This is a genomic window from Neobacillus drentensis (assembly GCF_036965645.1).
Classification (GTDB): Bacteria; Bacillota; Bacilli; order Bacillales; family Cytobacillaceae; genus Neobacillus; species Neobacillus drentensis_D.
The window spans coordinates 1-12,935 of sequence record NZ_JBALPZ010000076.1; the positions used below are offsets into that span (position 1 = coordinate 1).

Here is a 12,935-nt window from a genome sequence, read left to right on the forward strand (position 1 = left end):
AATTATAACATTAATCATGAGGAAGAGCGAATTGTTTAATGTTTAATTATATTACAAGAAAAATTTTCTAAAAAAATTTTTCCATTTTCACACTTTATTCATAATTTTGTTGTAGAATTGGTTTAAGAAGTTTAAAGAGGGTGAGAAGTATGGCAAAAAAACAGCTTACTGAACTCGTTAACAAATTAAAAAAAGCTGGTATTAAAGCGAGTCTGACCAAACCAAAGTCAACCTATCTATTAACATTGCAGCAAATTAAATAAAATCCTTCATCCTTTGAATGAGATTTTTTACAGTAAAAGCGATTAATCCTTGTGGACTAACCGCTTTTTTTATTACTCTATTTTATCAATTATTTTGTTGTAAACATCTTGTTTATTAAACTCAGTACCCATGGGGAACTTGGCAATGAATTTATTATTTTCATCGACAAGGTACGTAAAGGTAGAATGGATAAATTGGCCGTTTCCAGGATCTTTGTATTGAAATTGCAAAGCGTCTGTAATTTTATGAAGTTGTTTTTGACTTTCAGTTATTTGTTGTTTCTCACCGGTTAAAAATAACCAGTTGTTGTCATTCTTTATTCCAAATCCCTGTTTATATTCTTGTAAAATCGCAGTTGTATCTCGGTATGGGTCAATGGTTATCGTGACAAATTCTATGTCCTTTCCATAAATCCCCTTTTTCAAAAGATCTTTCTTTAAATCAACCATTTTTTGTGTAGTTGTGGGACATACATCCGGACAGTGAGTATAAATAAATTCAATTAGTTTTAGCTTTGTTTTATCCTTTCCAAAATTAAATGTCTCCCCATTCTGAGTAATGAAAGTAGTGTTAGCTGGAATGGCAGCATTTGCGTCACGGATTAGAAAAAACGAGATACCTCCCGCAATCCCCAATAATACAGCAAGGCTGCAGATAATATAAACCCTTTTCAAAAAGATCCCCTCCTACCATAAAGATAAATAAGTTTCTAAAAAAAAGATATGGATATTTTGTGAAAAAAGTGGATGCACCCTAAACTCTATTCCTTTATACTTATTATAATAACGTCTCTTACAGCTGATTTTTCATGATTAGGAAGTTGGTGGTTAGATGAAAAAGGCAGGCAAGTTCTTGTTTCAGCTGATAATTCTTATTGTCATCTATCAAGTTGGAAACTTAACAGCTAAGTACTTGAACATTCAAATTCCAGGGAATGTGATAGGGATTGTTGTTTTATTATTATTACTCTGGACAGGTTTGATGAAGGTGGAACAAATTGAATGGGCGGCGGGTTGGCTCCTGAAACATCTGGGTTTCTTTTTTATTCCGATTTCCGTCGGACTAATGACATTAGGGGATATTATCAAGTCCAGGGGTTGGATTTTACTTGTTATCCTTTTTATCAGCGCTCTGATTGGAATCATAGCAGCAGGTAAGACAACTCAAGCGGTTATTTCGAAAAACCAAAAGGAAAAAGTAAATTATCATGATCACGCTTTATAGTATTCTACTAACAGTTAGTGTCTATTGGTTTGCTCGTTTTCTGTCAAAAAAATATCCTTCTCCCTTAACGAGTCCTGTTTTCTTAAGCACAATGATTGTAATCATGATTTTGCTTGTTTCTAATATATCGTATCAAGAATATAAACCGGCCAAAACGGCTATGACCTACCTGCTCGGACCAGCAACGGTCTCCTTAGCAGTCCCGATTTATAAGAATCGAGATTTATTTATTAAATACATAGGGGCAGCTGTATCCGGTCTATTGATAGGAAGTATTTCTACGATTGCAGCAGCTATTATTATGGCTAAGGGACTACATCTTTCAAAATTTTATCTCCTTGGATTAACGGTAAAGTCCGTTACAGTCCCGGTTGCAACTGGAATTGGAGGGATTATCCATGGGAATATCTCTCTTATTGCGGCTTATGTTATTATTACAGGGATGATAGGGGCTATGTTTGGGGCTAGATTATTGAATTGGTTTAAGATAGACCATCCTTTTGCCCGAGGTTTGGCAATAGGGACGATTGCCCATGGGATAGGCACCGCTGAGGCTGTTAAAGAAGGAGAAATCCAGGGGGCTGTTTCGGGTGCTGCTATGGGAATTGCGGCAGTCTTCACTTCGTTTATTGTTCCATATATCATTAATTACATTATCTAAAATAGGATGTCTCCAAACTAGGTAAATCACCCATTTGGTAACATCCTGTTTCTTTTATTCCTTTGGTTGCGTTAAAGGTTATTGTTGATCACGATGTTGATTGGAGCGACTGGAGTGGAAATCAACATCCAGGTTTAACACAGCCAATCCTTTAAATAGAAAAGCCTATTTTTTTTTGTTTGCATATTGTTGGGCGAGAAGGAGTTTTACCTCATTATAACTTAAGCCGGATTGATTATTTAATCGTTTCACTTCTTCAATATCCGTCCCAACTTTTGTATACCTCTTTTGTCCAGATAACATGAAAAAGTCACTCCAATGTCTAAAGATATTTTTAGGGGAAATGAAAAGTAACATTTTTGTGCATACTAGTAAAAAAAAGGAGGCGGTTCCCATTTTTTACGGTAAAAGGGCTAAAGAAGAAGAGATCGAAACCATACTTGTTGACACTGAGGTTTACTCTTGCTCCGATGATGCTTGTATCGGTTGGATGAGAAAGGATTTTGTCGCAGACGATCTGCTTTGTCCAATGTGCGGCAACCAAATGTTACAAGAAATAAGAGAGCTTCCAAAAATCTAAATAAATGAGTTATTGATAAAAAGACTGTCTCTGTAATGACAGTCTTTTATTCTTCACCAAATTCAAAGAAATGTTCATTATATGCTCTTTGCGCAGATTCTGAGGAAGTAAATAAGGCATCATCATCCTCAATAACATGGAATGTTTCATTAAGAAATAAAGCTAAAGCATTTGGATCTTTAGGGTGCTGTACAATCTCGGCTGATTGAACATTTGCTACAGATGGGACATGCGGGTTACGGTAGATGACATATACTTCATCCCCAGGTTTAGCGCTTTCTAAATCAATTATACTCATATTTTAATAACCATCCTTTACAAATTTTCATTTTGTTGGCGAATTTCATCCCCAGTAATGATCATATTAGCTTCTTCAAGTAACTTATGTTCGTTGACTGAATCTCCTGGTGTATTTTTTTTATTGGGCAAAATAGAGCCATTTTCAATCGTTACTTGTGGTTCTTCGTCAGCAGGTGTCAAATAATCCTTCTTATTAGCCAATTAAATCATCTCCTTATATAAAAGGGTTCACAAAGAGAAATAGGTTTATGCCTTCCTATTTTTTTACCAAGCGGAATTTATTGTCTTTAAAATAAAAAACTCTCCATTAGCATGGAGAGCTGTTTTCCTATTCTTCTCTTTTTGATAAACAGTGATCACATTCCATTAAGTAGCTTTCAGCCTGTTCCTCCATATGTTGACCACACTCAGGGCATTCCTTTTTCGGTAGGCTGCGGAAAAATTCAACTGGACTTATTAACATGTAAAACTCCTCCTTTGTTAATACAGTTTATTAATTATCGACTTGTTATAGTACAGTATAAACAAAAAACAACTTTTTGTGTAGACTTTTTTTGAGAAATTTGTTGTTTTTAAAAAAATAAGACTTTTGTCCCAAAAATCTATTTAAGGATATATTTAGTTTCATTCTAATGAGGAAGATAGACGGGGTTAAAATAAAGGTATGTGTCAAAAATATTACTTCCATAGCTTTTTAATATCCTTTACAATCATAGTAGAAATACCTAGATTTCGGGGGGATGCAAGTTTATGGGTGCAGTGTTAGGGGTTTTTCATCCATATTTTATTATTATTGCCATTGGTTTAACAATTATGGCATCATATACAGCACTAGATATGTTTACTTTAATAAGATCTTCAAATCAAACTAAACGACTGTTGTTTCTAGGCGGGACCTTATCCATGGGGATTGGGATATGGGTAATGAACTTTATGGCATTGATTTCGACAGACACGAATCGCTTGACCAGCTACCATATACCTCTGACGATTCTTTCTATTTTTATCGGAATCGCATTTACAGGAATGGCATTTATTTGGTTTTTTGGAAAAAACATTACGATGTATCATTTGCTTATTGGCAGTTTATTTTTAACCCTTGCTGTAATTGCCATTCAGGTTATTGGTTTATATGCCATGAATGTAAAAATAGACTACCATGTTGGTCTTTTGATTTTTTCAGGCATGTTAATTTTTGGTTCTTTTTTATTTTCTCTTTGGATTCTTTTTTCTTCGAGTTATTCTCAAGGAAATCAAGTTTGGTTAAAACCAATAAGTGCTATTATCATGACAACAGCGATAGCGGAAGGGCACTTTCTTTTAAAAAGAGCAGCAATTACCACTAACGTGGTTGGAACAGACAATCAAGCGGACAGCCCATTCTTTATTTTTCTAGTATTATTTGTTTCAGTATTAATTATCGGCGGACTGATCATTTCCAGTATGTTGATTAGTAAGCAATTAGCTGCCACGGATACAAACTTAAAGGATATCAAAGCAGCCCTTGACGCTTCCACAATTGTTGCTATTACTGATCACAAGGGAATTATCACGTATGTAAATGATAAATTCGAAGAAATCTCTAATTATAAAAAAGAAGAGATAATCGGTAAAAATCATCGGATCCTTAATTCAGGCTATCATTCAAAAGAGTTCTTTCAAAATTTATGGAAAACCATACAGTCCGGAAAGATATGGCGCGGTGAGATTCGAAACAAAGCCAAGGATGGATCGTTTTATTGGGTGGATACCACCATCGTACCTTTTTTGAATAAAAAAGGTAAGCCTGTCCAATACATTGCTATCAGGTCTGATATCTCGAACCGGAAAAAGGCAGAAGAACATTTAAAAGAAATGATCAAAGAGAATGTTGACATTAAATTTGCCTTAGATCAATCTTCTATCGTAGCCTTTACTGATGAGAAAGGGAAAATCACAAGTGTAAATGAAAAGTTCTGTGAAATTTCTAAGTACAATCGGGAAGAAATCCTTGGGCAGGATCATCGTATTCTTAATTCAGGATACCACTCTAAGGATTTTTTTAAGAACTTATGGAAAACAATTGGTTCTGGTCAAGTATGGAAGGGCGAATTAAGAAATAAAGCGAAAGATGGGACCTATTATTGGGTTGATACGACGATTGTTCCGTTTTTAAATGAACAGGGAAAACCTTATCAATATTTAGCCATCCGGAATGACATCACTGAACGAAAGAAATCAGAAGAGGTTCTTCATCGTCAAGATAAACTTGCTGCTGTAGGACAATTAGCAGCTGGGGTTGCACATGAAATTCGTAATCCTCTAACATCGATGAAAGGTTATGCAGAATTCTTACAGTTAGACGAAAAAGACCCAGAACGGATGGAATTTCTGAATATTATCCTAGAGGAGATAGAACGGGTTAATACGATTGTGGAGGATTTCATGGTGTTGGCAAAACCAAAAGCGGTTGAATTAGAGGAAAAGAATGTTGTCCCTGTTATTCGAAATGTTGTTTCTTTACTTGAATTTGAAGCAAGAAAAAAAAATGTCCGCTTGTCATTTGACTGTAATCAGGAAATTATTCAAATTGAGTGTGATGAAAATCGGTTAAAGCAGGTTTTTCTAAACTTTATTAAAAACGGAATTGAAGCCATGCCAAATGGCGGAGATTTACATGTAAAAACAGTTATTTATGATAATAATGTCCAAATCTCGATCCAGGATTCCGGAGTTGGAATTTCAAAGGAAAAACTTAAGAAGCTGGGCGAACCATTTTTCACAACGAAGAAAAACGGGAACGGCTTAGGTTTAATGGTAAGCTTTAAAATAATTGAAAGTCATAATGGCAAAGTGTTTGTTGAAAGTGAACCCAATAAGGGAACAACGTTTAATATCCTACTACCTGCTAAGATTGCTTAAAACGAGAGGAAAACTCTCGTTTTTTTATTTTAGGATCTATTAATCAACATTGTTGTTTTATACTCAGTTGATTGAAGCGGAAATCAACAGACAGATTTAATTTAGGAAAAAGTTCTTAAAATTTTTAATAATTTAGAATCTAAAAAATAGGAAATCGATTATGATGAATATATAGGTTGAATGTTTGATTGGGGGAGGGGTTTAGGTGACTGATACAAAATTGGTTAAAACCATTTGTGGTTACTGTGGAACTGGCTGCGGTCTTGTCTTAGAAGTGGCGGATAACAAAATCATGAAAATCCGCGGAGATAAGGAAGCACCGGTTAATAAAGGACAAACATGTATAAAAGGAGCATTTGCGTATGAATATGTGCATGCCAAAAGCCGGCTATCTTCACCGCTTATTCGGAAAGCAGGAGAATTAATAGAAACTACCTGGGAAGAGGCTTATCAGTTTATTGCGAGCAAATTATCGGAGATAAAAACAAATTGGGGGCCTAATGCCATTAGTATGTTTGCATGCGCACGCAGTACAAATGAATCTAATTATGTAACGCAAAAATTTATGCGCACTGTTATCAACAGCAACAATATTGATGGCTGTAATCGAACGTGACACGCTCCGAGTGTTGCCGGTCTGGCAACTATTTTTGGAAGCGGTTCCCCAACCAATACGCTTGAAGATTTTGACAAGGCAGAAGTACTGCTTCTAATGGGTTCTAATACAACCGAAGCTCATCCTATTATTGCCAACCGCATAAAAAAGGCTGTAAAGTCCGGATTAAAAATCATTGTAATTGATCCCCGGAGAATTGATATGGTTAAAGGTTCTCACCGGCATTTACAGATTAATGTTGGCACAGATATAGCTCTTATTAATGCTTTTATACGAGTAATTTTAAAAGAAGGCCTACATAATACAGAGTTTATTAATAAATTTACGATCGATTTTGATCGGTTAGAAAAACAGGTAGAACCTTATACACCTGAGTACGCCGCTAGGATTACAGGTCTATCCGCTGAAGATATCGTATCAACCGCCAGAGAGTATGCGTCGTTTAGCGGTTCGATGATCGCCTATACACTTGGTATTACAGAGCACCATTGTGGTGTAAATAATGTATTTGATATCGCGAATTTAGCACTATTAACTGGGAACATCGGTAAACCAGGAACAGGGATTATGCCGCTAAGAGGACAGAATAATGTCCAAGGGGCGGGTGACATGGGGTGTCTTCCTAATCAACTTGCAGGTGCGATGAGTTTAGCGAATGATGAGTTTCGGGCCCGATATGAAAAGGAGTGGGGGGTGAAATTGAACCCACATCCAGGTGATACCCAAACACGAACCTTCGACCGAATAGAAATGGGTGAGTTAAAAGCTCTTTACGTCATTGGCGAGAATCCGCTTTTAGCTGATGTTCATATGAATCATACGAAAACTTTATTTAAAAAACTTGATTTACTAATTGTCCAGGATATTTTCTTAACAGAAACTGCCCAAATGGCCGACATTGTTCTTCCAGCCCGTTCCTGGGGAGAGGTGGATGGAACCTATACCAATACAGATCGTCGAATCCAGCGGGTTCGTAAGGCTGTAGACCCACACCCTAATACTAAAGAGGATTGGGAAATTCTTTCTGATCTTGCCACGTTAATGGGTTACCCGATGCATTATCAAAATAGTGAAGAAATCTGGAATGAGGTAAGAAAACTTGCTTGGGAGATGTATAGAGGAATATCCTATGAACGTCTAGAAAAAATATATAGTATTCACTATCCTTGTCCAGATGAGAACCATCCTGGAACTTTCATTTTGCATGAAAGGTTTCATAGACCTACTGCTGATGTAAATAAATCACCATTCGTTCCTGTTGACTATACAGAACCATTAGAATTGCCAGATTCCGAGTATCCTTTTACATTAACAACAGGCCGGCGATATGAATCATATAATACCCATTCACAGACCAGGTACTATGCAGCAGGTGTTAAAATAAAACAAACAGAAGAGACCGTCGATATCCATCCTGAAGATGCGGACTTACTTGGAATAGAGGATGGTGAGGTGGTACAGATTCGTTCTCGGCGCGGGGAGCTTCATGTAAAGGCAAAAATAACTGAACAGGTTGTTCCAGGCCTTGTATTTATGAGTTTCCATTGGAGTGAAACACCAACTAACGTTTTAACCTTGAATGAATATGATCCTATTTCAGGCACAGCTGAATACAAAGCCTGTGCGGTTGCTATATCCAAGATGCCTTAGGTCATGAAAAAATAGTGCAGTAAATATCTGCACTATTTTTTTTTATTTTATTAATAGAATATTCCGTTTATTAGAAATGCTATTGTAATATAATTGCCATTCTTGTAAACCAATTAACATCCCACTGTTCTTTTTTTCGGAAAAAAACATGTTATGATGAGAACAGTTAGCAGCGAAAGAACATGGGAGGTATATAGAAATGATCAAAAAAATAAAAGCATTCCTAGCAGTTGCTGCACTCTCAGGGACTGTAGGGGCTAATGTACATGCGGAGGAAATAACCGTTCAAGAAGGGGATACCCTTTGGGATTTATCTCAAGTACATAATACATCTGTAGAAAAAATCCAAAATTGGAACAACCTTTCTACTGACCTGATTCATCCAGGAGATGTATTAACGATAGCAACGGAAAAACAATATACGGTACAACAGGATGATACATTAGGGGATATTGCCTTAAAATATCAAGTACAAGTAAACCAAATTAAACAATGGAATAAATTAAATACTGACCTCATTCATCCGGGCTTAAATCTCATCATTTATGATGAAGTAACGGAAAGTGTTAAAAATGCTGAGGCAACAGCTAATAAAGAGGAAAGTACAGTAACAAATAATTTAGAAAAACCTGTTGTAAAATCTGTCGTAACAGCAACAGGACCGGCTAAGACCACTAATCCGAAACCAGTTCCGGCTGCCCAGCCGTCTAAGCCTGCGGCTGTCACACAGCCTGCCAAGCCAATTGCGGTTTCACAACCAGCTAAACCGGAAAGCAGTGAAGAGACTAATACCAAAGAAATTACGGTTAAAGCCACAGCCTATACAGCTTCATGTGAAGGTTGTTCAGGAACTACAGCAACTGGTGTAGATTTAAAAGCTAATCCTGATGCTAAAGTGATTGCCGTTGACCCAAAAGTTATTCCACTAGGAAGTAAAGTATATGTAGAAGGTTACGGAGTGGCTACTGCTGCAGATACAGGCGGTGCTATAAAAGGAAATAGAATCGATGTTTTCATTCCAACAGAGGACAAGGCTATGGAGTGGGGCAATAAACACATTACAATTAAAATAATAGATTAAAAAAAACTGCCTATGCATTGCATTAGGCAGTTTTTTTGTGTGCTTAACTCGCTTGTTTTATTACAGGACTTGTAACTGCAGCTTTTCTTTGATAGAAGAACCAGTTTAGTACAAAGGAGATCATATAGAAACCAATAAAGAAGTAAAATGCAGTTACGTAAGTTCCTGTTGAATTAATAGACCATCCGAAAAGCTTAGGAATAAAGAAAGATCCATAAGCTGCGAATGCGGCTGAGAACCCGATAACAGGTGCGGCTTCTTTTGGAATAAAAATGTTTGGAATCATTTGGAATGTTGAACCAGAGCCAATTCCTGATGCTAGGAAAAGGATTAAGAATGAGAACAAGAATCCATTAAATTGCTTTCCATTTAAGAAATATATGACCCCAGCTGCACCAATACCCATTATAACTAATACATACGCAGTTACTTTTGCTCCCCCAAGCTTATCAGCCATCCAGCCGCCTACAGGTCTAGCGGCTGCTGCTACTAGTGCTCCAAGAAAGGCAAGTGAAAGGTGCTCTGGAAATTGTGACCTTAAAAGAAGCGGGAATGCCGCAGAGTAACCAATGAATGAACCAAATGTGGCAACATATAATACAGTCATAATCCATGTGTGTTTACGTTTTACAATAACAAATTGATCGGACACTGATTGTTTAGCACCTGGGACGTTATCCATTTTAAAGATAGCGAGAATAGTCATAATGGCAATTGGAAATACCCAGATAAACGCAGCATTTTGTAACCATACGCTTTGACCAGTTGCTAAAACTTGTTTGCCGCCAACGAAAGCAAAAGTTCCGGTAGTAATAATTAATGGAGTAACAAATTGGACTACTGAGACGCCCATATTGCCAAGGCCTCCGTTGATACCAAGAGCAGTGCCTTTTTCCTTTTTCGGGAAGAAGAAGCTAATATTAGCAGATGAAGAAGAGAAGTTTCCTCCACCAAGACCACAAAGTGCAGCAAGTAATAACATAACAGAATATGGTGTGTCTGGATTTTGTACAGCAAATCCTATTCCAATTGCCGGGATGGCAAGAATGGCAGTAGAGATAACAGTCCAATTCTTTCCGCCAAAAAATCCTGCTGCAAAGGTATATACAAACCGAAGTGTTGCACCGACAAGTCCAGGGATCGCGGCAAGTGTTAATAATTGTTCTTCTGTAAAATGGAAGCCAACGTCGTTGAGTCTTACCGCAACAACGGACCAAATTTGCCAAACAATAAAGGCCAGCATAAGAGATGGTACAGAGATCCATAAATTTCGATTAGCGTGTTTTTTTCCTTCAGCTTTCCAGAACTTTTCATCTTCCGGATTCCAATAATTAATTCGGGCCATGTGATTTCCCCCTAAATGGTTAATGTGTATTTGATTTTCATAGCAACGTGCTGCTTGTGTTACTACTATAAGCTACATGCTAACCTCATTTTTGTGACGAACGTCACAAAAGTAGTGAAGGAAATGTGAACACGTTCGAATAGACAAAAAGTTGTAATAATTACTTGGTCATTAGATAGACGAAAAAAAAGAAACCCTCATGTTTGAGGATTTCTGATAAAATTATCATTCTCTTTGGATGGTTCTCTTACTTCATAAAACATGCCTACATAGTTTTTAATATCTCCGGCATCATCTTTAATGGCGTTAATCGTTAGCCATTCTTTGAAAATTTCATTATTTTTACGCTTATTCCATATGAATCCCTCCCAATACCCATTTTTAATTAAACTTTTCCACATTTCTTCATAAAATTGATTGTTATGCTCCCCCGATTGAAGAACACTTGGAGTTTTTCCAATTACTTCTTTTAAGTTATAACCTGTTATTCTTGAAAAGGCAGGGTTCACATTTTGAATAATTCCGTTTACGTCAGTTATACAAATACCATCAATGGCATGATTGACAATTTTCTGTGAAAGCTCAAATTTTTCTTGGTAAAATAACCAGATGACGATTACAAAACAAGCTAGGGAAAACTCAGAAAGCGACATAAACCCAATGGCATAGTGCCCGGTCCAATTAAAGAATATAGTAAGAATAAGCGGAGGGAAAAATCCTCCCAGCCCTCCCATGGCTGAAACAATACCATTGACAATTCCTGCTTGGGCGGAAAAGTATAGGGGAACCAACTTAAAGATTACCCCGTTTCCAAGGCCAGCAAAGAAGGCTACCAACAAACACCCAAATGAGTAAATTGGCAATGATGGAGTAAATGCTAATAAAAAGCCAGCAAAAGTCAAGCTAAAGAAAACAGCCAGAAGAATGAAAAAGGGATTTATTTTATCACCGAGCCAGCCACCCACTGGACGGAATAGGGTTGCAAGCGCAATAAAACCAGCTGTCCTTATTCCAGCATCTATTTTATCTAATTCAAATTGGTTAACTAAAAAGGATGGCAAATATATTGTAAAAGCAATAAAAGAACCAAATGTAACAAAATAGAATAAGCTTAATACCCACAGTTTGGGATTTTTATAAACTACTTTTAATTGATCAGTCAATGAATGGCTCATTTTACGTTCTTGTTTATCACCTAATAGAATGTTTATGATGGCGAATAGAAGTACCAAAATTAAAAAGAATTTTACAGTATTTCTCCATCCAAAGCTATTGGCAAGAACAGGAGCCAAAAAGGAGGTAATCGCTGTTCCGATATTTCCAGCACCATAAATTCCGTTAATCAATCCATGTTTTGTTTTAGCATAGTATTTTGGCAGGGAAGTAACACCAACTGAAAAAACGGCACCGCCTAATCCTAGCAGAAATCCGCCCATGATTAACATTAGCATGTTGTTAGAAAAGCTAATGATGATGATAGGTAACAGAAGGATGATAAAACTTATGCTAAATAAAATTCTGGCACCATATTTGTTAGTCCAATAGCCGAGAGGCACCCTAAGCAGTGATCCAAGTATAACGGGAATCGCAGTTGCCCATGCAACTTCAGTTGAAGTTAGCTGGATATCTTCTTTAATAAATGGCATTAGTGAAGAAATAATTACCCAAACCATAAACCCTGCAATTAAACTACTTGTTTGAATAAATAATTGTCCTGTAGCCTTTTTCATTTTCATCCCCCAGTTAAAACCGTTTTATCCTGTATATTTTTCATACCCATTAGTACATTTTTATTTGTGAATTCTTGATTTTCCTAAGTATTATAAACAACTATTAAAGAAATGACAGTGAGGTTCGACACTTGCAGAAAATTATATTTACAGATATTTAACGGAGTAGTATATTTTTCCTGTGATAGGTATGTTACTATTACCATAATTTAAATGTAGTATCAATATGGTCGACAAAAATAAATTCATCGGTTAGGAAGGATATATTATGCCTCAAAAAAAACACTTTCTTGATCCTCCTAAGATTCTTGTTTTTGGATTTGCTTCTATTATTATTATAGGAGCCATTTTATTAACGCTTCCTGCTGCAACTACAAATGGACAGGGTCTGTCCATTCTAAATGCTTTTTTTACAGCTACTTCAGCAACATGCGTAACCGGTCTGGTAGTAGTAGATACGGGTACAACATTTACTATATTTGGTCAGATTGTGATTTTGTCGCTGATTCAAGTTGGAGGACTTGGATTTATGACATTTGCAACTTTTTTTGCTTTTTTATTAGGGAAAAAAATATCACTAAAA

At 36.6% G+C, this 12,935-nt stretch carries 14 protein-coding genes and 1 pseudogene; 8 read left to right on the forward strand and 7 right to left on the reverse strand.

Annotated features, from left to right (window positions below; all coding sequences use genetic code 11):
* Positions 1-335: 335 nt before the first annotated feature.
* On the reverse strand, positions 336-938 hold the full coding sequence (locus V7266_RS15080) for an SCO family protein (RefSeq protein ID WP_335468740.1): 603 nt from the start codon (positions 936-938) through the stop codon (positions 336-338).
* Positions 939-1,095: 157 nt separating this feature from the next.
* On the opposite strand from V7266_RS15080, the gene V7266_RS15085 reads away from it, so the two are divergent.
* Both V7266_RS15085 and V7266_RS15090 read left to right on the forward strand, forming a co-directional pair.
* A complete protein-coding gene (locus V7266_RS15085; RefSeq protein ID WP_335468741.1) occupies positions 1,096-1,488 on the forward strand; it encodes a CidA/LrgA family protein in 393 nt (130 codons plus the stop codon).
* A complete protein-coding gene (locus V7266_RS15090; protein ID WP_335468743.1) occupies positions 1,472-2,149 on the forward strand; it encodes an LrgB family protein in 678 nt (225 codons plus the stop codon). Before V7266_RS15085 ends, V7266_RS15090 begins: the two co-directional genes overlap by 17 nt.
* A gap of 165 nt (positions 2,150-2,314) precedes the next feature.
* Here V7266_RS15090 and V7266_RS15095 read toward each other — a convergent pair whose 3' ends face one another.
* Positions 2,315-2,452 (reverse strand): hypothetical protein, encoded by a 138-nt coding sequence (locus tag V7266_RS15095; protein ID WP_335468745.1) that lies wholly within the window; start codon positions 2,450-2,452, stop codon positions 2,315-2,317.
* 40 nt (positions 2,453-2,492) lie between these two features.
* On the opposite strand from V7266_RS15095, the gene V7266_RS15100 reads away from it, so the two are divergent.
* A complete protein-coding gene (locus tag V7266_RS15100) occupies positions 2,493-2,729 on the forward strand; it encodes a cold-inducible protein YdjO-related protein (RefSeq protein ID WP_335468747.1) in 237 nt (78 codons plus the stop codon).
* Between the two features lie 46 nt (positions 2,730-2,775).
* On the opposite strand, the gene V7266_RS15105 is transcribed toward V7266_RS15100, so the two are convergent.
* The 3 genes from V7266_RS15105 to yhfH form a co-directional block, all read right to left on the reverse strand.
* Complete coding sequence (locus V7266_RS15105) at positions 2,776-3,027, reverse strand: transcriptional regulator SplA domain-containing protein (protein ID WP_335468749.1); 252 nt, start codon at positions 3,025-3,027, stop codon at positions 2,776-2,778.
* A 17-nt stretch (positions 3,028-3,044) separates the two neighbouring features.
* Positions 3,045-3,230, reverse strand: a complete 186-nt coding sequence (locus V7266_RS15110; protein ID WP_335468750.1) for a hypothetical protein — start codon at positions 3,228-3,230, stop codon at positions 3,045-3,047.
* Between the two features lie 127 nt (positions 3,231-3,357).
* Positions 3,358-3,492: a protein YhfH gene (yhfH, locus tag V7266_RS15115; RefSeq protein WP_235740038.1), complete on the reverse strand. Its 135-nt coding sequence runs from the start codon at positions 3,490-3,492 to the stop codon at positions 3,358-3,360.
* Between the two features lie 287 nt (positions 3,493-3,779).
* On the opposite strand from yhfH, the gene V7266_RS15120 reads away from it, so the two are divergent.
* From V7266_RS15120 to V7266_RS15135, 4 genes and pseudogenes are all read left to right on the forward strand, one after another.
* On the forward strand, positions 3,780-5,930 hold the full coding sequence (locus tag V7266_RS15120) for a PAS domain S-box protein (protein WP_335468752.1): 2,151 nt from the start codon (positions 3,780-3,782) through the stop codon (positions 5,928-5,930).
* A 205-nt stretch (positions 5,931-6,135) separates the two neighbouring features.
* Positions 6,136-6,294: pseudogene (locus V7266_RS30760) on the forward strand (hypothetical protein); the annotation flags it as partial.
* Between the two features lie 6 nt (positions 6,295-6,300).
* On the forward strand, positions 6,301-8,196 hold the full coding sequence (fdhF, locus tag V7266_RS30765) for a formate dehydrogenase subunit alpha (RefSeq protein ID WP_420491414.1): 1,896 nt from the start codon (positions 6,301-6,303) through the stop codon (positions 8,194-8,196).
* A gap of 199 nt (positions 8,197-8,395) precedes the next feature.
* Positions 8,396-9,277: a LysM peptidoglycan-binding domain-containing protein gene (locus V7266_RS15135; protein ID WP_335468753.1), complete on the forward strand. Its 882-nt coding sequence runs from the start codon at positions 8,396-8,398 to the stop codon at positions 9,275-9,277.
* Between the two features lie 43 nt (positions 9,278-9,320).
* Here V7266_RS15135 and V7266_RS15140 read toward each other — a convergent pair whose 3' ends face one another.
* A complete protein-coding gene (locus V7266_RS15140) occupies positions 9,321-10,622 on the reverse strand; it encodes an MFS transporter (protein WP_335468754.1) in 1,302 nt (433 codons plus the stop codon).
* Positions 10,623-10,819: 197 nt separating this feature from the next.
* Positions 10,820-12,352: an MFS transporter gene (locus V7266_RS15145; RefSeq protein WP_335468756.1), complete on the reverse strand. Its 1,533-nt coding sequence runs from the start codon at positions 12,350-12,352 to the stop codon at positions 10,820-10,822.
* A 268-nt stretch (positions 12,353-12,620) separates the two neighbouring features.
* Between V7266_RS15145 and V7266_RS15150 the strand changes: the two genes are divergently transcribed.
* A partial coding sequence (locus V7266_RS15150; RefSeq protein WP_335468757.1) for a potassium transporter TrkG occupies positions 12,621-12,935 on the forward strand: 315 nt, incomplete at its 3' end.

What these genes read in the sequence shown, in the direction of transcription:
- V7266_RS15085 (WP_335468741.1), top strand. Translation starts at nt 1,096, where the DNA reads ATGAAAAAGGCAGGCAAGTTCTTGTTTCAGCTGATAATTCTTATTGTC.
- V7266_RS15090 (WP_335468743.1), top strand. Translation starts at nt 1,472, where the DNA reads ATGATCACGCTTTATAGTATTCTACTAACAGTTAGTGTCTATTGGTTT.
- V7266_RS15095 (WP_335468745.1), bottom strand. Translation starts at nt 2,452, where the DNA reads ATGTTATCTGGACAAAAGAGGTATACAAAAGTTGGGACGGATATTGAA.
- V7266_RS15100 (WP_335468747.1), top strand. Translation starts at nt 2,493, where the DNA reads ATGAAAAGTAACATTTTTGTGCATACTAGTAAAAAAAAGGAGGCGGTT.
- V7266_RS15105 (WP_335468749.1), bottom strand. Translation starts at nt 3,027, where the DNA reads ATGAGTATAATTGATTTAGAAAGCGCTAAACCTGGGGATGAAGTATAT.
- yhfH (WP_235740038.1), bottom strand. Translation starts at nt 3,492, where the DNA reads ATGTTAATAAGTCCAGTTGAATTTTTCCGCAGCCTACCGAAAAAGGAA.
- V7266_RS15120 (WP_335468752.1), top strand. Translation starts at nt 3,780, where the DNA reads ATGGGTGCAGTGTTAGGGGTTTTTCATCCATATTTTATTATTATTGCC.
- V7266_RS15135 (WP_335468753.1), top strand. Translation starts at nt 8,396, where the DNA reads ATGATCAAAAAAATAAAAGCATTCCTAGCAGTTGCTGCACTCTCAGGG.
- V7266_RS15140 (WP_335468754.1), bottom strand. Translation starts at nt 10,622, where the DNA reads ATGGCCCGAATTAATTATTGGAATCCGGAAGATGAAAAGTTCTGGAAA.
- V7266_RS15145 (WP_335468756.1), bottom strand. Translation starts at nt 12,352, where the DNA reads ATGAAAAAGGCTACAGGACAATTATTTATTCAAACAAGTAGTTTAATT.